General features: G+C 70.2%; 20 protein-coding genes. 16 read left to right on the top strand and 4 right to left on the bottom strand.

All coding sequences use genetic code 11. The features are described 5' to 3' along the window. The first annotated feature begins 17 nt into the window (after window positions 1–17). On the top strand, window positions 18–1,991 hold the full coding sequence (locus ACFRMN_RS31905; protein WP_383026155.1) for an acyl-CoA dehydrogenase family protein: 1,974 nt from the start codon (window positions 18–20) through the stop codon (window positions 1,989–1,991). A gap of 128 nt (window positions 1,992–2,119) precedes the next feature. Further along, complete coding sequence (locus ACFRMN_RS31900; protein WP_383026152.1) at window positions 2,120–2,302, top strand: hypothetical protein; 183 nt, start codon at window positions 2,120–2,122, stop codon at window positions 2,300–2,302. Between the two features lie 106 nt (window positions 2,303–2,408). Here the strand turns inward: ACFRMN_RS31900 and ACFRMN_RS31895 are convergent, their stop codons facing one another. Continuing rightward, the gene (locus ACFRMN_RS31895) at window positions 2,409–3,614 is read right to left on the bottom strand and encodes a glycoside hydrolase family 64 protein (protein WP_383026149.1); all 1,206 of its coding nucleotides are present in this window, start codon (window positions 3,612–3,614) and stop codon (window positions 2,409–2,411) included. 164 nt (window positions 3,615–3,778) lie between these two features. On the opposite strand from ACFRMN_RS31895, the gene ACFRMN_RS31890 reads away from it, so the two are divergent. From ACFRMN_RS31890 to ACFRMN_RS31860, 7 genes are all read left to right on the top strand, one after another. Further along, window positions 3,779–4,270 carry a nucleotidyltransferase domain-containing protein gene (locus tag ACFRMN_RS31890; RefSeq protein WP_383026232.1) on the top strand — a complete coding sequence of 164 codons (492 nt, stop codon included), beginning with the start codon at window positions 3,779–3,781 and terminating at the stop codon, window positions 4,268–4,270. A gap of 144 nt (window positions 4,271–4,414) precedes the next feature. Beyond that, a complete protein-coding gene (dxr, locus tag ACFRMN_RS31885) occupies window positions 4,415–5,680 on the top strand; it encodes a 1-deoxy-D-xylulose-5-phosphate reductoisomerase (RefSeq protein ID WP_383026147.1) in 1,266 nt (421 codons plus the stop codon). Beyond that, the gene (locus ACFRMN_RS31880) at window positions 5,677–6,978 is read left to right on the top strand and encodes a M50 family metallopeptidase (protein ID WP_383026144.1); all 1,302 of its coding nucleotides are present in this window, start codon (window positions 5,677–5,679) and stop codon (window positions 6,976–6,978) included. The genes dxr and ACFRMN_RS31880 overlap by 4 nt, the downstream gene beginning before the upstream one ends. Window positions 6,979–7,141: 163 nt before the next feature. Continuing rightward, window positions 7,142–8,296 (top strand): flavodoxin-dependent (E)-4-hydroxy-3-methylbut-2-enyl-diphosphate synthase, encoded by a 1,155-nt coding sequence (gene ispG / locus ACFRMN_RS31875; RefSeq protein WP_383026141.1) that lies wholly within the window; start codon window positions 7,142–7,144, stop codon window positions 8,294–8,296. A 199-nt stretch (window positions 8,297–8,495) separates the two neighbouring features. Further along, entirely contained in the window at window positions 8,496–9,338 is an 843-nt protein-coding gene (locus ACFRMN_RS31870) for a GNAT family N-acetyltransferase (protein ID WP_383026229.1), read from the top strand. A 16-nt stretch (window positions 9,339–9,354) separates the two neighbouring features. Beyond that, a complete protein-coding gene (locus ACFRMN_RS31865; protein ID WP_383026139.1) occupies window positions 9,355–9,936 on the top strand; it encodes a GNAT family N-acetyltransferase in 582 nt (193 codons plus the stop codon). 67 nt (window positions 9,937–10,003) lie between these two features. After that, window positions 10,004–11,695, top strand: a complete 1,692-nt coding sequence (locus tag ACFRMN_RS31860) for a proline--tRNA ligase (RefSeq protein ID WP_383026136.1) — start codon at window positions 10,004–10,006, stop codon at window positions 11,693–11,695. 59 nt (window positions 11,696–11,754) lie between these two features. On the opposite strand, the gene ACFRMN_RS31855 is transcribed toward ACFRMN_RS31860, so the two are convergent. From ACFRMN_RS31855 to ACFRMN_RS31845, 3 genes are read right to left on the bottom strand one after another with little or no spacing between them, the layout of a single operon-like run. After that, window positions 11,755–12,681, bottom strand: a complete 927-nt coding sequence (locus ACFRMN_RS31855; RefSeq protein WP_383026133.1) for an aminoglycoside phosphotransferase family protein — start codon at window positions 12,679–12,681, stop codon at window positions 11,755–11,757. Between the two features lie 32 nt (window positions 12,682–12,713). Then, entirely contained in the window at window positions 12,714–13,190 is a 477-nt protein-coding gene (locus tag ACFRMN_RS31850) for a ferritin-like domain-containing protein (RefSeq protein ID WP_383026130.1), read from the bottom strand. Beyond that, on the bottom strand, window positions 13,187–13,702 hold the full coding sequence (locus tag ACFRMN_RS31845; protein WP_383026128.1) for a hypothetical protein: 516 nt from the start codon (window positions 13,700–13,702) through the stop codon (window positions 13,187–13,189). The genes ACFRMN_RS31850 and ACFRMN_RS31845 overlap by 4 nt, the downstream gene beginning before the upstream one ends. Before the next feature lie 187 nt (window positions 13,703–13,889). Here ACFRMN_RS31845 and rimP point away from each other — a divergent pair, with 187 nt between their 5' ends. The 7 genes from rimP to truB all read left to right on the top strand — a co-directional run bounded on the left by rimP (window position 13,890) and on the right by truB (window position 21,001). Next, window positions 13,890–14,387: a ribosome maturation factor RimP gene (gene rimP / locus ACFRMN_RS31840; RefSeq protein WP_383026125.1), complete on the top strand. Its 498-nt coding sequence runs from the start codon at window positions 13,890–13,892 to the stop codon at window positions 14,385–14,387. Window positions 14,388–14,389: 2 nt separating this feature from the next. Next, window positions 14,390–15,445 (top strand): transcription termination factor NusA, encoded by a 1,056-nt coding sequence (nusA, locus tag ACFRMN_RS31835; RefSeq protein ID WP_365976707.1) that lies wholly within the window; start codon window positions 14,390–14,392, stop codon window positions 15,443–15,445. Between the two features lie 156 nt (window positions 15,446–15,601). Continuing rightward, window positions 15,602–15,892 carry a YlxR family protein gene (locus ACFRMN_RS31830; RefSeq protein WP_383026226.1) on the top strand — a complete coding sequence of 97 codons (291 nt, stop codon included), beginning with the start codon at window positions 15,602–15,604 and terminating at the stop codon, window positions 15,890–15,892. 149 nt (window positions 15,893–16,041) lie between these two features. Further along, on the top strand, window positions 16,042–19,167 hold the full coding sequence (infB, locus tag ACFRMN_RS31825; protein WP_383026121.1) for a translation initiation factor IF-2: 3,126 nt from the start codon (window positions 16,042–16,044) through the stop codon (window positions 19,165–19,167). A 139-nt stretch (window positions 19,168–19,306) separates the two neighbouring features. Beyond that, window positions 19,307–19,600, top strand: a complete 294-nt coding sequence (locus tag ACFRMN_RS31820) for a DUF503 domain-containing protein (RefSeq protein WP_249954225.1) — start codon at window positions 19,307–19,309, stop codon at window positions 19,598–19,600. Window positions 19,601–19,640: 40 nt separating this feature from the next. Further along, entirely contained in the window at window positions 19,641–20,105 is a 465-nt protein-coding gene (rbfA, locus tag ACFRMN_RS31815) for a 30S ribosome-binding factor RbfA (RefSeq protein WP_383026118.1), read from the top strand. Next, window positions 20,102–21,001: a tRNA pseudouridine(55) synthase TruB gene (truB, locus tag ACFRMN_RS31810; RefSeq protein WP_383026115.1), complete on the top strand. Its 900-nt coding sequence runs from the start codon at window positions 20,102–20,104 to the stop codon at window positions 20,999–21,001. Before rbfA ends, truB begins: the two co-directional genes overlap by 4 nt. Window positions 21,002–21,236 lie beyond the last annotated feature (235 nt).

Raw genomic sequence — 21,236 nt, 5'->3', positions numbered from 1 at the left:
CGGCGAGGTGAGTACTCATGTCCGCCCCATCCGCACCCTCAGCAGCATCCGCACCGCAGGAACCACAGGGCAAGCCCAAGGTCTCCGAGCGGGAAGCGCGCCAGGTCGCCGAGGCGGCCCGGGAACAGGGCTGGCGCAGGCCGAGCTTCGCCAAGGAGATGTTCCTCGGCCGCTTCCGTCTCGATCTCATCCATCCGCACCCGATGCCGGCGTCCGAGGACGTCAAGCGCGGCGAGCAGTTCCTGACGAAGCTCCGCGAGTTCAGCGAGACGAGGATCGACGGCGCGCGGATCGAGCGCGAGGCCCGGATCCCCGACGAGGTGATCAACGGCCTCAAGGAACTGGGCGCGCTCGGAATGAAGATCGAGACCAAATACGGCGGGCTCGGCCTCACCCAGGTGTACTACAACAAGGCCCTGGCCCTGGTCGGCTCCGCCAGTCCGGCGATCGGCGCGCTGCTCTCCGCCCATCAGTCGATCGGCGTACCGCAGCCGCTGAAACTTTTCGGCACCCAGGAGCAGAAGGACACCTTCCTGCCGCGCCTGGCCCGCACCGACATCTCGGCCTTCCTCCTCACCGAGCCGGATGTGGGCTCCGACCCCGCCAGGCTCGCCACCACCGCGGTGCCCGACGGCGACTCGTACGTCCTCGACGGTGTGAAGCTGTGGACGACCAATGGAGTCGTCGCCGATCTGCTCGTCGTGATGGCGCGCGTACCGAAGACGGAGGGCGGGAAGGGCGGCATCACGGCGTTCGTCGTCGAGGCCGGCTCCCCGGGCATCACGGTCGAGAACCGCAACGCCTTCATGGGCCTGCGCGGTCTGGAGAACGGCGTCACCCGCTTCCACCAGGTCCGGGTCCCCGCCGCGAACCGTATCGGCCCCGAGGGCGCGGGTCTGAAGATCGCCCTCACCACCCTCAACACCGGCCGGCTCTCGCTGCCCGCGATGTGCGTGGGCGCGGGCAAGTGGTGTCTGAAGATCGCCCGCGAGTGGTCGGCCGCCCGTGAGCAGTGGGGCAAGCCCGTCGGCCGCCATGAGGCCGTGGGCGCGAAGATCTCGTTCATCGCCGCCACCACGTTCGCGCTGGAGGCGGTCGTGGACCTGGCCTCCCAGATGGCGGACGAGGACCGCAACGACATCAGGATCGAAGCGGCCCTGGCCAAGCTGTACGGCTCCGAGATGAGCTGTCTGATGGCCGACGAACTGGTCCAGATCCGGGGCGGCCGGGGCTTCGAGACCGCGGACTCCCTCGCCGCGCGCGGCGAGCGTGCCGTACCCGCCGAGCAGATGCTCCGCGATCTGCGGATCAACCGGATATTCGAGGGCTCCACGGAGATCATGCATCTGCTGATCGCGCGCGAGGCGGTCGACGCCCATCTGGCCGTCGCGGGCGACATCATCGATCCGGAGAAGTCGCTCTCGGACAAGGCGCGGGCCGGTGCGCAGGCGGGCCGGTTCTACGCCGGCTGGCTGCCGAAGCTGGTCGCGGGACCGGGCCAGCTGCCCGGCTCGTACGCGGAGTTCCATCCGGCGGGACACCCGGACCTGTCGGCGCATCTGCGCTACGTGGAGCGCAACGCGCGCAAGCTCGCACGCTCCACCTTCTACGCCATGTCGCGCTGGCAGGGCCGGATGGAGACCAAGCAGGGTTTCCTCGGCCGGATCGTGGACATCGGCGCCGAGCTGTTCGCGATGAGCGCGGCCTGTGTACGGGCCGAGCTGATGCGGACGAGCGGCGACCACGGCCGCGAGGCGTACCAGCTGGCGGATGTCTTCTGCCGGCAGGCCCGTATCCGGGTCGAGGAGCTGTTCACCCGGCTCTGGTCCAACACGGACGAGCTGGACCGCAAGGTCGTGACCGGTGTTCTGGCGGGTACGTACACCTGGCTGGAGGCCGGGATCATCGACCCGAGCGGCGAGGGCCCCTGGATCGCGGATGCGACTCCGGGACCGTCCCGGCGTGAGAACGTGCACCGGCCGATCCACTGAACCCGAGCCGAACATTTTCTCTATTTCGCCCGATTTGTGGGTAAAGTAGAGGGGAACCGCAGGGATACGTACCGAGGCTCCCGCCCGAGCCGGGCGGGCCCCTCGTCGGCCTCTGTGAGGAGGTTGCCATGGCCAGCGACGCCGACTTCTACGCACATGGCCGGCCGGAGAACCCACAGCTCCCGGAGGACCGGCCGCGCGGAGGCGGGCCGAAGGGGCCGCCCCCGGTCCACAGCACGGCCTGGAAGGTCATGGCCATCGTCATCGCGATCATCGTGATCATCCTGGCGGGGATCCTGCTGTTCCCGTGAGGGACACCGTTCCCGTGAGGGCCGCTCGGCCCGCCCATCGCCCCGCCCCATGACCGGAGTCAACCGACCGGTCATGGGACGGTCACGTGTGAGGTCAGTTGAACGGTCAGTTGAACGGGTCGAGCGTGATGTATGCCTGCTGCGGGTCACCGTCGTGCACCAGTGACTCGTGGGCGCCGACATCGTCGAAGGCGAAGGCGTACGCCTTGCCGTCGGCCATCTGCGCGTGGATCTTCCTGGCGTAGTGGTTGGTCACCGCGTCCTGGTAGAAGTTCGCCGGACTCGTGTCCGGCTGGTTGGGGTTGACCAGGAGCGTGGAGCGGTTGAATCCCGCGCAGAGCGTGCGCGAGATCGGGCCGCGTACGAGGTCGTTCGGCGCGTCCAGCAGCTTGTAGCAGCCGAAGATCGAGTCGGCGTCGGGCTTCTGGAAGGAAGTGACGACCGCGCCCGCGCTGTTGGTGAAGTTCATGGTGTTGCCCGAGACCCGGCCGAAGTACTTGGTGTTCGGCTGGTCCCCGAACGGTGTCACCGTCAGCGTGGAGGTGGTGTACCTGCTCCACACCCGGTTGATGTAGTCGTCCATCACTGAGGCGGGCAGGTTGCCGGCGCCGATGCCGTGACCGGGCGAGAGGGCGCGCAGGATCGTGCCGTCGGACCGGGTCTGGATCAGATTGGCCCAGCCGCCTGGCTGGCTCCTGAGGGAGTCGAAGAAACCCTGGTAGCCGCCGGCCTTGAGATGGCCGGTGGTCTTGGTGGTGCCGTTGGGAGCCTTGACGCCGACGGCGTAGGGGGCCGAGAACATATCGACCTGTGTGCTGTTGATCCACAGCCCGGCGTCATTGAGTGTGTATTCGGTCCAGTTGAACAGGATGTTCCGGTTCGGGTCGGACGGGTTCTGTACGGCGGGCTGCACCAGCCCGCCGGTCGTCAGCCTGAAGTCGAGCTTCTGACCGTACGAGAAGTAGACCCTGCCGGAGAACTTCGGCATCCGGATCGTCGTGGACTGCCCGTTGGCGGGTCCGGCGATCGACGCGTCGGGCGCCGGGGTGGGGGGATTGCCGCCGGCGGGCCAGGCGTGGAACGTACCGTTCGCGTCGGCCCAGCCCTGCTGGCCCGTCGTGAGCAGGGTGCCGAGGTTGTAGATGTAGACCGGGTCCGTGCGGCCGGAGCTGTTCGTGATGGTGAGCGGAATGGTCGTGGGAACCGCGGCCTCCGCGGCCTGCGCGGGGGCTGAGGGACCGGCGGCCGTGAACCCCGTGGCGAAGATCACCGCGGCGGCCAGTGCCGCGAGCAACTTTCTGGTACCAAGCACGCTCTACCTCCTGCTGTGTGGGGTTGAGAGCGCTCTCAGAATCGGGCCGCGGGTGGGGTGTGTCAATGCGCCCGGCTCAACTCCCTTCTCGTGCCCGGTGCGCCCCATGACCGTGAAATCGATTGGCGACGGCCGGAGTTGACGGCGTATCGTCCCGCCGCGTGATGACCGTCGACGACGTACTGTCCGTGCTCAGTCTGCTGCGCAAGGCCGACATGGACGTCTGGATCGCCGGGGGCTGGGGCATCGACGCCCTGCTCGGCACCCAGACCCGCCCCCACCGCGATCTGGACCTCCTGCACCGCGCCGACCAGGAACCCCGTGTCATCGAGGCGCTGTCCGGCGCGGGCTTCGCCGAGACCCTGGACTGGCGTCCGGTGCGTTTCGTCCTCGCCCGCCCGACGGGCGAGGAGATCGATCTCCACCCCCTCTCCTTCGCCCCGGACGGCTCGGCGCTCCAGTCGTCACTGGACCCGGAGCAGCCCTACGTGTACCCGGCGGAGTGCTTCACCACGGGCACCATCGGGGGTACGACGGTCGGCTGCGTCTCGGCCGGGCAACAGGTCCTCTTCCACCAGGGGTACGAGCCGGCCGACCGGGACCGCCACGACATGGCCAGGCTCCGCGAGAGGTTCGGCATCACGACGCACTACTGAACGCCGGGCCGGGGCCGGGGCCGAGTCCTGGGGCGGATGTGTCCTCGCCGGGGAAGCCGCGAAAAGGCCGTGAGGACCGGCGCACGGGATCACCTACAGGGGCGCACTGTCCTCCCCGCGCGGGGATGAGGCAAGAATGGGGGCATGAGCGACTGCCCAGCCCCTCTCGCCGATCCGCACATCACCTTCGATCCGATCGAAGGCCGCCGGGACATCGTCGTCCTCGGCTCCACCGGATCCATTGGCACCCAGGCCATCGACCTGGTCCTGCGCAATCCCGACCGCTTCCGTGTCACCGCGCTCTCCGCCGCCGGCGGTCGGGTGGAACTGCTCGCCGAGCAGGCGCGGCGGCTGCGGGTCCGTACCGTCGCGGTCGCGCGCGAGGAGGCCGTGCCCGCCCTCCGTGAGGCGCTGGCCGAGCGGTACGGCACGGGTGAACCGCTCCCCGAGATCCTTGCCGGACCCGACGCCGCCACCGAGCTGGCGGCGTCGGACTGCCACACCGTGCTCAACGGCATCACCGGCTCCATCGGACTCGCACCCACCCTCGCCGCCCTCACGGCGGGCCGCACACTGGCGCTCGCCAACAAGGAATCGCTGATCGTCGGCGGCCCGCTGGTGAAGGCCCTGGCCAGGCCCGGCCAGATCATCCCCGTCGACTCCGAGCACGCCGCGCTCTTCCAGGCGCTGGCCGCCGGCACCCGCGCCGAGGTGCGCAAGCTGGTGGTGACGGCGTCCGGCGGGCCCTTCCGGGGACGTACGAAGGCCGAGCTGGCGCATGTCACCCCCAAGGACGCCCTCGCGCACCCCACCTGGGCCATGGGTCCGGTGATCACGGTCAACTCCGCGACCCTCGTCAACAAGGGCCTCGAAGTGATCGAGGCCCATCTGCTGTACGACATTCCCTTCGAACGCATTGAGGTCGTCGTACACCCCCAGTCGTATGTCCACTCGATGGTGGAATTCAACGACGGTTCGACCCTGGCCCAGGCGACCCCGCCCGATATGCGCGGACCGATCGCCGTGGGTCTCGGCTGGCCGGGGCGGGTGCCGGACGCCGCGCCCGCCTTCGACTGGACCACGGCCTCGACCTGGCAGTTCTTCCCGCTCGACACCGAGGCGTTCCCGTCCGTGGGACTCGCCCGGCAGGTCGGGTCGCTGGGCGGCACGGCCCCCGCGGTGTTCAATGCCGCGAACGAGGAGTGCGTGGACGCGTTTCTGGCGGGACGGCTGCCGTTCAACGGCATCATGGATACGGTCACGGAGGTCGTCGCGGAGCACGGCACCCCCCGTACGGGAACCTCGCTCACGGTGGCGGACGTCCTCGAAGCGGAGACCTGGGCCCGCGCCCGGGCCCGTGAAACGGTAGCGACATTCAGTGAAGAACAGCCAGCGGAGGCTCGCGCATGACGATCCTGTTGACGGTCCTCGGCATTCTCATCTTTGTCGCGGGGCTGCTCTTCTCCATCGCCTGGCACGAACTGGGCCATCTCTCCACGGCCAAACTCTTCGGCATCCGCGTGCCCCAGTACATGGTCGGTTTCGGGCCGACCATCTGGTCGCGCAAGAGAGGCGATACGGAGTACGGGATCAAGGCGATCCCGATGGGCGGCTATATCCGGATGATCGGAATGTTCCCGCCGGGCCCCGACGGCAAGATCGAGGCACGCTCCACCTCGCCCTGGCGCGGGATGATAGAGGACGCGCGCTCCGCCGCTTTCGAGGAGCTGGAGCCGGGCGACGAGAAGCGCCTCTTCTACACGCGCAAGCCGTGGAAGCGCGTGATCGTGATGTTCGCGGGTCCGTTCATGAACCTCGTGCTGGCCGCCGTGATCTTCATCGGCGTCGCGATGAGCTTCGGCTTCCAGACCCAGACCACCCAGGTCGCCGGCGTACAGCAGTGTGTGATCTCGCAGAGCGAGGACCGCGACACGTGCGAGAAGAAGGACCCCGTCTCGCCCGCGCGCGCGGCCGGTCTCCAGAAGGGCGACAAGATCGTCGCCTTCAACGGGCAGCGCGTCGAGGACTGGGCGACGCTCTCCGGCCTCATCCGTAAGACGATCGGCCCCGCCACCATCACCGTCGACCGCGACGGCAGCGAGAAGGTCCTGCACGCCACGCTCGCCAAGAACATGGTCGCCGAGAAGGACTCCAACGGCGAGGTCGTCCCGGACAAGTACGTACCGGCCGGCTATCTCGGCTTCGCCGCCTCCACCGAGATCGTCCCGCTCTCCTTCCCCCAGTCCGTGGACCGGATGGGCACCATGATCGGGGACGGCGTCGAGTCGATCATCGCCCTGCCCTCCAAGATCCCCGACCTCTGGAGCGCGGCCTTCGGCGACGGCCCCCGCAAGGACGACTCACCGGTCGGCGTGGTCGGGGCGGCGCGCATCGGCGGCGAGGTGATGACGCTGGACATCCCGGCGCAGAACCAGATCGCGATGATGCTGTTCCTGCTCGCGGGCTTCAATCTGTCGCTCTTCCTCTTCAACATGCTGCCCCTGCTGCCCCTGGACGGCGGGCATATCGCGGGCGCGCTCTGGGAATCGCTGCGGCGCAGGCTCGCACGGCTGTTCAAGCGGCCCGACCCGGGCCCGTTCGATGTGGCGAAGCTGATGCCCGTCGCCTATGTCGTGGCGGGGATCTTCATCTGCTTCACCCTGCTCGTTCTGGTCGCCGACGTCTTCAACCCCGTCAAGATCAGCTGATAGCGACCGATTCGGAGCGGCCGGGCACCATTCGTGTCCGGCCGCTTACCTTTGGGTGGAGTTTTCGCGTGGATGTGCCCGGCCCGCACGCGGTGGCGTAATCTCGGGTGCTGGAGCCCGCCGATCTCGGGACCTCGATCCACACCTTGGGGTTGCACAGCAGATGACTGCAATTTCTCTCGGAATGCCGTCCGTTCCGACCAAGCTCGCCGACCGACGGATCAGCCGTCAGATCCAGGTGGGGTCGGTGGCGGTCGGCGGGGACGCACCGGTCTCGGTGCAGTCGATGACGACGACACGTACGTCGGACATCGGCGCGACGTTGCAGCAGATCGCCGAGCTGACGGCGTCCGGCTGCCAGATCGTACGGGTCGCCTGCCCGACCCAGGACGACGCGGACGCGCTGGCGACGATCGCGCGGAAGTCGCAGATCCCGGTGATCGCGGACATCCATTTCCAGCCGAAGTACGTGTTCGCGGCGATCGACGCGGGCTGTGCGGCGGTGCGGGTGAACCCGGGCAACATCAAGCAGTTCGACGACAAGGTCAAGGAGATCGCGAAGGCGGCCGGCGAGAGCGGCACCCCGATCCGGATCGGGGTGAACGCCGGTTCGCTGGACGCGCGTCTGCTGGCGAAGTACGGAAAGGCCACGCCGGAGGCGCTGGTCGAGTCGGCGCTCTGGGAGGCGTCGCTGTTCGAGGAGCACGGCTTCCGGGACATCAAGATCTCGGTGAAGCACAACGACCCGGTGATCATGGTCAACGCGTACCGGCAGCTGGCGGCGCAGTGCGACTACCCGCTGCACCTCGGCGTCACCGAGGCGGGACCGGCCTTCCAGGGCACCATCAAGTCCGCGGTGGCCTTCGGCGCCCTCCTCAGCGAAGGCATCGGCGACACGATCCGCGTCTCGCTCTCCGCCCCGCCGGCGGAGGAGGTCAAGGTCGGCATCCAGATCCTGGAGTCGCTGAACCTGCGCCAGCGCAGGCTGGAGATCGTCTCCTGCCCCTCCTGCGGCCGGGCCCAGGTCGATGTCTACAAGCTGGCCGACGAGGTGACGGCCGGTCTGGAGGGCATGGAGGTCCCGCTGCGCGTGGCCGTCATGGGATGTGTCGTGAACGGTCCCGGCGAGGCCCGTGAGGCCGACCTCGGAGTCGCGTCCGGCAACGGCAAGGGCCAGATCTTCGTCAAGGGCGAGGTCATCAAGACCGTCCCGGAATCGAAGATCGTGGAGACCCTGATCGACGAGGCCATGAAGATCGCGGAGCAGATGGAGAAGGACGGCGTCGCCTCGGGCGAGCCCGAGGTCTCCGTCCGCTGACCGCGGCACACGAGGGCCCCACCGGCCATGGACATATGTTCGCGACGAATCCCGCAGCCACCGCCCCCCGGGCATCGGCTGCGGGATTTGCCGCGCTCTGACCTGCGGCGATACCGGACCCCGCTCCGATGAGCGGCATACCGGGAAGGGGCCGGGTACAGTGCGGAGATCGGCAGACGTATGGTGAGGCCCCCTCGTGTTGACGCAGACCACCACCCGGGTCCTCGAACCCAGCGAACTCGACGCCGCGCTCGCCATTCTGGAGAGCGAGCCCGTCGAAAACGCCTTCGTGACGTCCCGCGTACAGGTCGCGGGGCTCGACCCCTGGCGCCTCGGTGGCGAGATGTGGGGCTGGTACGCGGACGGGCGGCTGCGCTCCCTCTGCTACTCCGGCGCCAATCTCGTACCCATCTGTGCCACCCCCGAGGCCGTGCGCGCCTTCGCCGACCGGGCTCGCAGGGCTGGCCGCCGCTGCTCCTCGATCGTCGGCCCCGCCGAACCCACCACCCAGCTGTGGCGGCTGCTCGAACCGAGCTGGGGCCCGGCCCGCGAGATCCGCGCCCACCAGCCGCTGATGGTCACCGAGCGGATTCCCGCCACCGTCGCGCCCGATCCGTTCGTACGCCGCATCCGCAAGGCCGAGCTCGAAGTGATCATGCCCGCCTGCGTGGCCATGTTCACCGAGGAGGTCGGTGTCTCGCCGCTCGCCGGTGACGGCGGACTGCTCTACCAGGCGCGCGTCGCCGAACTCGTCGGCGCGGGGCGGTCGTTCGCCCGTATCGACGACGGCAGGGTCATCTTCAAGGCCGAGATCGGCGCCGCCACCACCCGGGCCTGCCAGATCCAGGGCGTCTGGGTCGACCCCGAATTCCGCGGCCGCGGCCTGTCCGAAGCGGGCATGGCGGCGGTCGTACGGTACGCGCTGGCCGATGTCGCGCCCGTCGTGAGCCTGTACGTGAACGACTACAACACCCCTGCCAGAGCCGCGTACCGCCGGGTGGGTTTCCGTGAAGTGGGCGCCTTCATGAGCGTGCTGTTCTGAAAGTAGGGTTCGGCCCATGCTGAGCATTCCCGGGGGCAGCCCCCGCACCCCCGATGTACGGGTAGGGCCGGTCGATCTCGCCGCACGCGTCGACGAGGCGCTTGCCGTACAGGCCCTCGCCTTCGGGCTCAGCGACGACGAGATCGAGGTTCGCCGCCATATCGTGCTCCGCCATCTGCTGCTGCGCGGCTCCCGCGCCCTCGGCGCGACCACCGTGGCCGGCCGGCTCGTCGGCTTCGTATACGGCCTGCCGAACGACCGCGCCCACTGGTGGTCCACCGTGGTCGAGCCGTATCTGCGCACCACCGGCTCCGAGGACTGGCTCGTCGACTCCTTCGTGATCACCGAGCTGCATGTCCACCCGGAGTTCCAGGCCCGCGGTATCGGCCGGGCCCTGATCACCACGATCACCGACAGCGCCGGCGAACCCAAGTCGATCCTCTCCGCGATCGACATCGAGAGCCCGGCCCGCCGCCTCTACCGCGCGCTCGGCTACACCGACCTGGCACGCCAGGTCCACTTCCCCAGCGCCCCCAAGCCGTACGCCGTGATGGGCGCCCCGCTTCCGCTGCGCCGGGCGGGCGGCGCGGAGAACTGATTTCCGCCCGCGGGCGTGCCCCGGCTAACCTCCTGGCATCACCCGAGAGAACGCAGGAGTGCTCCCCATGTCCCAGGTCCAGCGCATGTCCCGTTTGATGGTCAAGACATTGCGCGACGACCCGGCGGACGCCGAGACGCTCAGCCACAAGCTGCTCGTCCGCGCGGGGTACGTCCGCCGTACCTCCGCCGGCATCTGGAGCTGGCTGCCGCTGGGCAAGAAGGTCCTCGACAACATCTCGCGCGTCGTCCGCGAGGAGATGGACGCCATCGGCGCGCAGGAGGTGCTGCTGCCCGCGCTGCTGCCCAGGGAGCCCTACGAGGCGAGCGGCCGGTGGGAGGAGTACGGCGATCTGCTGTTCCGCCTCAAGGACCGCAAGGGCGGCGACTATCTGCTCGGCCCCACGCACGAGGAGATCTTCACCCAGGTCGTCAAGGACCAGTGCACGTCCTACAAGGACCTGCCGGTGATGCTCTACCAGATCCAGACGAAGTACCGCGACGAGGCGAGGCCGCGCTCCGGTGTGCTGCGCGGGCGCGAGTTCCAGATGAAGGACTCTTACTCCTTCGACACCACCGACGAGGGCCTGGCCGAGTCCTACGCGCTGCACCGCGCCGCGTACCAGAAGATCTTCGCGCGCATCGGCCTCGACTTCCGGATCGTCTCCGCGGTCTCCGGCGCGATGGGCGGCTCCGCCTCCGAGGAGTTCCTGGCGCCCGCCGCGGCCGGCGAGGACACCTTCGTGGACTGCCCGGCCTGCGACTACGCGGCCAACACGGAGGCTGTCACCTTCACCGCGACCGTGCCCGCGGCGGCCGAGCCCGGCCCGGTCGAGGAGCTTGACACCCCGGACACCCCGACCATCGAAACGCTCGCCGCGCACCTCGGAGTGCCGGCCTCGGCGACGCTGAAGAACCTCCTCGTCAAGGTCGACGGCGAGATCACCGCGGTCGGCGTCCCCGGCGACCGCGAGGTGGACCTCGGCAAGCTCGGCGAACACCTCGCGCCCGCGGTGGTGGAGCTGGTGACGGCCGAGGACTTCGAGGACCGCCCCGAGCTCGTACGGGGCTATGTCGGCCCGCAGGGCCTCAAGATCCGCTATATCGCCGACCCGCGCGTCGCGGCCGGCACCGCCTGGATCACCGGAGCCAACAAGCCCGACACCCACGCGCGCGACGTGGTCTGCGGACGGGACTTCGAGGTCGACGACTACCTGGACGTCGTCGTGGTCGAGGAGGGCGATCCCTGCCCCGCTTGCGGCACCGGCCTCAAGCTCGACCGCGCGATCGAGATCGGCCATATCTTCCAGCTCGGCCGCAAGTACGCCGACACCTTCCAGCTCGATGTCCTCGGCCAGCAGGGCAAGCCGGTCCGCGTGACCATGGGCTCGTACGGCATCGGCGTCTCGCGCGCGGTGGCGGCCCTGGCCGAGCAGAGCGCCGACGAGCAGGGACTGTGCTGGCCCCGGGAGATCGCCCCCGCGGACGTCCATGTCGTCGCGGCGGGCAAGGCGCTCCAGACGGAACTGGCGCTGGACGTCTCCGAGCAGCTGTCGGCGGCCGGACTGCGGGTACTGGTGGACGAGCGCCCCGGGGTCTCGCCGGGCGTGAAGTTCACCGACGCCGAACTGATCGGTGTGCCCAAGATCCTGGTGGCGGGCCGTCGCGCGGCCGACGGCGTCCTGGAGCTGAAGGACCGCCGTACGGGCGAGCGCGAGGAACTGACCGTCGCGGAGGCGATCGCCCGCCTGACCGCCTGACCGAGGCCCAGCGCGGGACGGGCTCGCACGCCGAGCCCGTCCCGCGCGGAAGCCCGGGGCTACAGCCAGCCCGCGAACTCCAGCAGCAGTTCCCCGCTCTGCCGACGGCCCGCCCGAAGCGTACGCACCCCCGACTCCACCGCCCGGAACAGCGTCCACCCACGCACCCGTTCCCGGTCCAGATCCAGTGAATCGGCCAGCCTGTTGACACGCCGACGGGCCGAGGACGCCCCCGACGAGGCCGCCACCAGGTCCTCGACCCGGTCGCGCACCAGCCGGGCCAGATCGTAGGCGCGCTCACCGACCAGCGGTTCCGGGCCGACCGCGAGCCAGGGCGCGCGGTCGCCGGCGAGCACCTTGCCCTGACCGAAGGCGCCGTGCAGGAGCCGTACTTCGGCGGCGGAGGCGCAGAGTTCGTCGCGCGCCGTCAGCGCCGCCGACACCAGCGGCGCGAGCGTGTCGTCGGCGGTCGTCCGCAGCGCCGCCGCCTCCCGCGCGGTCCGCTCGGCCACCGTCTCGAAGCCGTGGCCCCCGGGCGGGTCGACCCACAGCCGGCGCACCGTACCCGCCGCTTCGAGCAGTGACTTCGCCTCCGGCAGGGAGCGCAGCGACACCTCTGGATGCAGCCGTTCCAGGAGCAGTGCGCCACCGTCGGTGTCCGGGTTTTCCGTGCCGCCGTCGTCCCCCGCGTCGAGCGGTTCCACCGCTCCCCAGCCCTTCCAGTGCGCCAGCGCCGCCCGCTCCAGCGAGGGAGCCGCGAACGGCGGGACGATCTTGAGCGTCGCGGGGGAGCCGTCGGACCGCCGTACGAGCAGCACCAGACCGCTCCGGCCGCCGGGCGCGATCACCCGCTCGACCTCAAGACCCCGCCGGGCGACCGCGGCATCGGCGATGCCGGGCAGTCGGCCGAGCCATTCGGCGGCGGTGGTCTCCCCGTACCTCTCGCCGAGCGTGCGCACCAGACGCCGCGGCGGTTCACAACCCATACGTGCGTGGTTCCCTTTCCGAGCTCACGGGCTCACGCGCGCTCGGCGAGCCCAGGAAAGGCTACGCCGGTCCCGCGCCAGCGCACCGCGCGCACGGCGGCCTCGCGCAGCGCGCCCGCCGCCTCCCGCCGCAGGGGGCCCTCCGCGGCCCGTACGAGATCGGAGTAGACGCCCGCGACCCGGTCCTCCAGATGGGCGGCCAGCCGTACGGCCGCGGCGGAGTCCGGTACGGGGAAGGGCAGGGTGTACGCGGGGGCAGCGGCGGCGGGTGTACCGCCCAGGTCCCGTACGGTCCGTGCGAGCGCGTCACGCCGGGCCCGGTGCGCCGCGTGCGCGCTGGTGGCCTCGCTCCGGCGTGCGCCGTCGACGCGACCGCCCACGACCCCGTACCCGTACACCGCGGCGTGCTCCGCGGCGAGCGCGGCCCGCGCGGCGTCCAGCGGACCGTCGCTCGTCGCGGTCGCCGTGCCCGCTGTCCGCGCTGTCCGTGTCGTCCGCGCCGCGCTCATGAGCGGGATCCTTCCGTCAGCAGATAGGCGTGGGCGGCGTTCGCCGCCGCGAGAGAGGCCAGCAGCCGGGCCAGCTCCGGGGGTGCTTCCATGAGCGTCGCGGTATGCGCGTCGCTGGTACGGCGCTCGGTCGCGGCCAGTGCCCTGAGGGCCGCCGCCGGTTCCGCCGGTACGGCCGGCGAGCCCGGAGCCGGGGCCGCGGCCGTGACGGACACGGACGGATCGGTTGACGGCGACGCGGCCGGGTCGGGGGACTCGGACGGTTCCGGGGCCAGCGCCGCCAACTGCCGTACGACCGCCGCCCGTAGCGGAGTCAGCCGCTCGCGCTGCCCGGGGTGCCGCTTCAGCACGGCGTCGTACTGACCCAGCAACTTCCGGTGGGCGCCGGCCGCGCGCACCCGCAGCGCGCGCTCGGCCTCGGCCGCCCGCGTGATTCCCGCCGGGCTGTCCGCGGCCGGCGAGTCCTGGGAACAGCCGGTCAGCAGACCGGCCGTCGTGGCGCCCGCGGCCATCAGAGCGTGCCTCCGTGTCGTCCCCGTGCGCCCCACGCGTCTCTCCTCGGGCTTCGCGATGATCACCGCAGGCGAGCGTACCCGCGGGTCACCCCCTGGTGGACGGCAACACCCCTTGGGACCGGATACCCTTTGATCTGACACGCGACGAACCCACAACAGCACACGCGGCCGAGGAGTCACCCGGATGAGCACCACCCAGAGCGAAAGGCTGCGCGGACTGCTGGAACCACTCGTCAGCGCGAAGGACCTGGATCTGGAAGAGATCGAGGTGTCCCGGGCGGGCAGGCGTCGTGTGCTGAGGATCGTGGTCGATTCCGACGAGGGCGTGGACCTCGACGAGTGTGCCGAGCTGAGCCGCTCCATCTCCGACAAGCTCGACGAGACGGACGCGATGGGCGAGGACGAGTACCAGCTCGAAGTGACCTCCCCCGGGGCGGAACGCCCGCTGACGGAACACCGCCACTACGTGCGCGCCGTGGGCCGGCTGGCCAGGTTCCAACTGCGCGACGACGGCGAGCTGGTGGCCCGCATCCTCACCGTCGACGCCGAGGGCATCGACCTCGAAGTGCCGGGCGTGAAGGGGCGCAAGTCCACCGCCCGCCGGATCGAGTTCGCCGGTATCGACAAGGCGCGCGTGGAGATCGAGTTCAGCCGCAAGGACAAGAAGGAAGAGGAGGCGTAGCCGTGGACATCGATGTGAAGCTCCTGAAGGGCTTGGCACAAGAGAAGGAGATTCCCTTCGACCTGCTGGTCGAGGCGATCGAATCGGCCCTCCTCATCGCCTACCACCGCACCGAGGGCAGCCACCGGCGAGCCCGGGTCGTCCTGAGCCGGGACACCGGTCATGTCACGGTCTGGGCCAAGGAGGACCCGGCGGATCTGGAGGAGGGGCAGGAGCCCAAGGAGTTCGACGACACCCCGTCGGACTTCGGCCGGATCGCCGCGACCACCGCCCGCCAGGTCATCCAGCAGCGGCTGCGGGACGCCGAGAACGATGTCACCTTCGGCGAGTACGCGCGCCGGGAGGGCGATATCGTCGCCGGTCTGGTCCAGCAGGGCAAGGACCCGAAGAACGTCCTGGTCAAGCTGGACGACAAGCTTGAGGCCATCCTTCCGGTGCAGGAACAGGTGCCGGGCGAGGAGTACACCCACGGTCTGCGGCTGCGTACGTATGTGGTCAGGGTGGCCAGGGGGGTGCGCGGGCCGTCGGTGACGCTGTCCCGTACCCACCCCAATCTGGTGAAGAAGCTCTTCGCGCTGGAGGTCCCGGAGATCGCGGACGGCTCCGTGGAGATCACGGCGATCGCCCGCGAGGCCGGCCACCGCACCAAGATCGCCGTACGGTCGACACGTTCCGGTCTCAATGCCAAGGGCGCCTGCATCGGCCCGATGGGCGCGCGTGTGCGTAATGTCATGGCCGAGCTGCTCGGCGAGAAGATCGACATCGTCGACTGGTCGGACGACCCGGCCGAGATGGTGGCGAACGCGTTGTCTCCGGCCCGGGTCAGCAAGGTCGAGGTGGTCGACCTGGGCGCCCGCTCCGCGCGGGTGACCGTGCCCGACTACCAGCTGTCGCTGGCGATCGGCAAGGAAGGGCAGAACGCCCGGCTCGCCGCCCGGCTGACCGGCTGGCGCATCGATATCCGGCCGGACACGGAGCCCACGGACGACGACCGCGATCGCGGCGACGACCGGGACCGCGGTCGCGACGACCGGGACCGCGGTCGCGACCGCGGCTGATCATCCGCTCGAATGATCAAGGAATGACCGGCGGCGGCGGCCCGTCGCGGTACGCCGCGACGGGGCCGTACCGGATATCGAGGTGATCATTCGGGCGGCAGGCGTTCGAACCTTGCCCCAAAGGGGTGAGGTCGGCGCGGGGAGGTAGACTTGAACGTGTCTGGCCGGACGATCGACCGTGCATGCCCTGAGCGAACCTGCGTGGGCTGCCGTGAGCGAGCGGCCAAGAACGATCTGTTGCGCATCGTGGTGGCCGGAGAACAATGTGTTCCCGATCAACGCGGTACGCTGCCCGGCCGGGGTGCGTATATGCACCCCGCCTTGATCTGTCTCGATCTGGCGGTCCGCCGCCGGGCGTTCCCCCGGGCCTTCCGGGTCCAGGGACCGCTCGACAGCGCGGAGCTGCGCCGGGTTGTCGAGGCGATCACAGTGCAGGCAGCACTGTAGGAAGAAGTACGGCACGGAGCCCCGTGCGGTTCAGGTACCTCGCGAGTTGGAAGTAGGTCGAGATTGCGATGAGCACTCGATGAGTACGCGATGAGTACGCCCATGAAGTAGCGACGGTCCGGCGGTAACCCGGACCTAAAAGGAGCGAAGTGGCTAAGGTCCGGGTATACGAACTCGCCAAGGAGTTCGGCGTGGAGAGCAAGGTCGTCATGGCCAAGCTCCAAGAACTCGGTGAATTCGTCCGTTCGGCGTCGTCGACGATCGAGGCGCCGGTTGTACGCAAATTGACTGACGCTTTGCAGGGGCCCGGCGGCAACGCCGGCAAGACCGCTGCCAAGCCCGGGGCGCCCCGCAAGGCGACCCCCGCCAGGCCCGCCGCGCCCTCTCCGGCGCAGGCGGCACGTCCCGCTGCCCCCAAGCCCGGTGTCCCGGCTCCCAAGCCGGCCGCCGCCGAGGCCCCCAGGAGCACCCCCTCCGCCGTGCCGACGCCCGGCCCGCGGCCGGCTCCGGCCCCGCGGCCGGCGGCTGCCGCGCCGAAGCCGGCGCCCGCCGCACCGGCGGCCCCGGAGTTCACCGCGCCCCCGTCGGCCCCGGCCGCCGGTCCCCGGCCCGGTGCCACCCCCGGCCCGCGTCCCTCCAACCGCCCGACGGGCGGCCAGGGCGACCAGCGCCAGGGTGAGCGGCAGAGCGATCAGCGTCAGGGTGACCAGCGCCAGGGCGGCCGCTCCGGCGGTGCGCGCCCCGGCCAGGCCCCGCGTCCCGGTGCCCGCCCCGCGGGCCCGCGTCCGGGCAACAACCCCTTCACCTCGGGTGGCTCCACCGGAATGGCGCGCCCGCAGGCGCCCCGTCCCGGCGGCGCCCCGCGTCCCGGTGGCCCCGGTGCCCCCGGTGCTCCGCGCCCCCAGGGCTCCGGTCAGGGCGGTCCCCGTCCGCAGGCCGGTCCCGGTGGCGGGACCGGACGTCCCACCCCCGGCGGCATGCCGCGTCCGCAGGCGCCCCGCGCCGCGGGTCCCGGCGGTGGCCCCGGTGGTAACCGTCCCAACCCGGGCATGATGCCGCAGCGTCCCGCTGCCGGTCCGCGTCCCGGCGGTGGCCCCGGCGGTGGCCGTGGTCCCGGTGGCGGCGGTCGTCCCGGCGGTGCCGGTGGCGGCGGCGGTCGTCCCGGTGGCGGCGGCTTCGCGGGCCGTCCCGGTGGCGGCGGCGGTGGCGGTTTCGCCGGTCGCCCGGGTGGCGGCGGCGGTGGCGGCGCTCCGGGTCGTCCCGGTGGCGGCGGCGGCTTCGGTGGTGGCGGCGGCGGTGGCCGTCCCGGCTTCGGCGGACGTCCGGGTGGTCCCGGCGGCCGTGGTGGCACACAGGGCGCGTTCGGCCGTCCCGGCGGGCCCGCCCGTCGTGGTCGTAAGTCGAAGCGGCAGAGGCGCCAGGAGTACGAGGCCATGCAGGCCCCGTCGGTAGGCGGCGTGATGCTGCCGCGTGGCCAGGGCCAGACGGTCCGGCTGTCGCGCGGTGCGTCGCTCACCGACTTCGCGGAGAAGATCAACGCCAACCCGGCGTCGCTCGTCGCCGTGATGATGAACCTCGGCGAGATGGTCACCGCCACGCAGTCCGTCTCCGACGAGACCCTTCAGGTCCTCGCCGGCGAGATGAACTACGTCGTCGAGATCGTCAGCCCCGAGGAGGAGGACCGCGAGCTCCTTGAGTCCTTCGACATCGAGTTCGGCGAGGACGAGGGCGGCGAGGAAGCCCTCGTGTCCCGTCCGCCGGTCGTGACCGTCATGGGTCACGTCGACCACGGTAAGACCAGGCTGCTGGACGCGATCCGCAAGACGAACGTCGTCGCGGGCGAGGCCGGCGGTATCACACAGCACATCGGCGCGTACCAGGTCGCCACGGACGTCAACGGTGAAGAGCGCAAGATCACCTTCATCGACACCCCGGGTCACGAGGCGTTCACCGCCATGCGTGCCCGTGGTGCCAAGTCCACCGACATCGCGATCCTGGTGGTCGCGGCCAACGACGGTGTGATGCCCCAGACGATCGAGGCGCTGAACCACGCCAAGGCGGCCGACGTGCCGATCGTGGTCGCGGTCAACAAGATCGACGTCGAGGGCGCCGACCCGACCAAGGTGCGCGGTCAGCTCACCGAGTTCGGTCTGGTGGCCGAGGAGTACGGCGGCGACACCATGTTCGTCGACATCTCCGCCAAGCAGGGCCTGCACATCGACAGCCTGCTGGAGGCCGTGGTCCTCACCGCGGACGCCTCGCTCGACCTCCGGGCCAACCCGGAACAGGACGCGCAGGGTATCGCCATCGAGGCCCACCTCGACCGCGGTCGCGGCGCCGTCGCCACCGTGCTCGTCCAGCGCGGCACGCTGCGCGTCGGTGACACGATGGTCGCCGGTGACGCGTACGGCCGGGTCCGGGCGATGCTCGACGACAACGGCAACAACGTCGAGGAAGCGGCGCCGTCGACGCCGGTCCTGGTCCTGGGTCTCACCAACGTCCCCGGCGCCGGCGACAACTTCCTCGTGGTCGACGAGGACCGCACCGCCCGGCAGATCGCCGAGAAGCGTGCCGCTCGTGAGCGGAACGCGGCCTTCGCCCGCAGGGGCGTCCGGTTCTCCCTGGAGAATCTGGACGAGGCCCTCAAGGCCGGTCTGGTGCAGGAACTCAACCTCATCATCAAGGGCGACGCGTCCGGTTCGGTGGAGGCTCTGGAGTCCTCGCTGCTCCAGCTCGACGTCGGCGACGAGGTCGACATCCGGGTCCTGCACCGCGGTGTGGGTGCGGTCACCGAGTCGGACATCGACCTGGCCATGGGCTCCGACGCCATCGTGATCGGCTTCAACGTGCGCGCCGCTGGGCGTGCCGCGCAGATGGCCGAGCGCGAAGGCGTGGACGTCCGGTACTACTCGGTCATCTACCAGGCGATCGAGGAGATCGAGTCCGCCCTCAAGGGCATGCTCAAGCCGGAGTACGAAGAGGTCGAGCTCGGTACGGCGGAGATCCGCGAGGTCTTCCGCTCGTCCAAGCTGGGCAACATCGCGGGTGTTCTCATCCGCTCCGGCGAGGTCAAGCGGAACACCAAGGCCCGGCTCGTCCGCGATGGCAAGGTCATCGCGGAGGACCTCAACATCCAGGGTCTGCGCCGCTTCAAGGACGACGTCACCGAGATCCGCGAAGGCTTCGAGGGTGGTATCAACCTCGGAAACTTCAACGACATCAAGATCGACGACGTCATCGCGACGTACGAGATGCGCGAGAAGCCGCGCGGCTGACGCACATCAACCGGTCCGGGGCCGGTCGACGGGACGCATATTCCGTCGATCGGCCCCGGCCGTTCCGTGTACGGTTCTTGTGCCCCTGCCAAGCGCTGGCAGGGCATCTGAACCCGTACCGGCGGGGATCCGGAAACGCATGTATGTGGGGACGCTGTCCTTCGATCTGCTCCTCGGCGACGTACGGTCGTTGAAGGAGAAACGCTCCGTCGTCCGGCCCATCGTCGCCGAGCTCCAGCGGAAATTCGCGGTGAGCGTGGCGGAGACCGGAGGCCAGGACCTCCATCGCAGGGCCGAGATCGGTCTCGCGGTGGTGTCCGGGGACTGGGCGCACCTCACGGATGTGCTGGACCGGTGCGAGCGCATGGTCGCCGGCCACCCCGAGGTGGAGCTGCTGTCGGTACGACGGCGGCTGCACGGCGATGAAGACTGACCAGTACACAAGAAAACCCAGAAGGAAGAGTGACGGACCGGTGACCGACAACGCGCGGGCCCGCAAGCTGGCCGATCGCATCCAGGTCGTGGTCGCGGAGACCCTGGACCGCCGTATCAAGGACCCGCGACTGGGCTTCGTGACCATCACGGACGCCCGCGTCACCGGCGACCTGCGGGAGGCCACGGTCTTCTACACGGTCTACGGCGACGACGAGGAGCGCGCGGCCTCCGCGGCCGCCCTGGAGAGCGCCAAGGGCGTCCTCCGCTCCGAGGTGGGCCGTCAGACCGGCGTCCGCTTCACGCCGACGCTGTCGTTCGTGCCCGACGCCCTGCCGGACAACGCCCGCACCATCGAGGACCTTCTCGACAAGGCGCGCGCCAAGGACGCGGAGGTACGGGAGGTGTCGACCGGCAAGACCTACGCGGCCGGGGCCGACCCGTACCGCAAGGACGACGACGACACCGATGCCACCGACGACACGGACGGCGCCGCCGCGGAATGACTCAGCAGAACACGACGCCCGACGGGCTTGTCATCGTGGACAAGCCGTCGGGCTTCACTTCGCATGACGTCGTCGCCAAGATGCGCGGGATCGCCAGAACCCGCCGCGTCGGCCACGCCGGCACCCTCGACCCCATGGCGACGGGCGTCCTCGTCCTCGGTGTGGAGCGGGCCACGAAGCTCCTCGGACATCTCGCGCTGACCGAGAAGGAATACCTCGGCACGATCCGGCTGGGGCAGAACACCGTCACCGACGACGCGGAAGGGGAGATCACCTCCTCCACCGACGCCTCCGCGGTGAAGCGCGAGGCCATCGACGCCGGAATCGCGGCGCTGACAGGACCCCTCATGCAGGTGCCGTCCAAGGTCAGCGCCATCAAGATCGACGGCAAGCGGTCGTACGCCCGCGTGCGCGGCGGCGAGGAGTTCGAGATCCCGGCCCGCCCGGTGACCGTCTCGTCCTTCCGGCTCTACGACGTCCGCGAGGCGGTCGCGGATGACGGCACTCCCGTCCTCGACCTGGTCGTCTCCGTCGTCTGCTCCTCCGGCACGTACATCCGCGCCCTCGCCCGCGACCTCGGCGCCGGCCTCGGGGTCGGCGGCCATCTCACCGCGCTGCGCAGGACCCGGGTGGGCCCCTACGCGCTGGACGCGGCGAAGACGCTCGACCAGCTCCAGGAGGAGCTGACCGTCATGCCCGTCGCCGAAGCCGCCGCCGCGGCGTTCGCGCGCTGGGACGTGGACGAGAGGCGGGCCAAGCTGCTGCTCAACGGCGTACGGCTGGACATGCCCTCGTACGCGACGAGCCCCGTGGCCGCGTTCGACCCCGAGGGGCGCTTCGTGGCGCTGGTCGAGGAGCAGCACGGCAAGGCCAAGAGCCTGGCGGTCTTCGGCTGAACCCCCCACCGTGGGGCGGACAGGCACGCCCGCCCGTCCCACGGTCCCCCTCCCACAGGTGCCTGTCCACCCCACGCCCGCCACTCACCCCGGGGGCCGGGCGCACGGAGTGCACCACCAGTGCACGGGGGGCGTGTTCCGCCCGCGCCGGGTTCTCCGGTGCCGGTGAGGGCCGTGGGCGCGGGGCATGGCAGTCTTAGAGCTGCGTAATCGGTAATGACGTACACAGTTTCGG

It is taken from the genome of Streptomyces sp. NPDC056835, assembly GCF_042789485.1.
Classification (GTDB): Bacteria; Actinomycetota; Actinomycetes; order Streptomycetales; family Streptomycetaceae; genus Streptomyces.
Note: the sequence above shows the minus strand (reverse complement) of the source record. Positions and strands in the feature narration are given on the sequence as shown.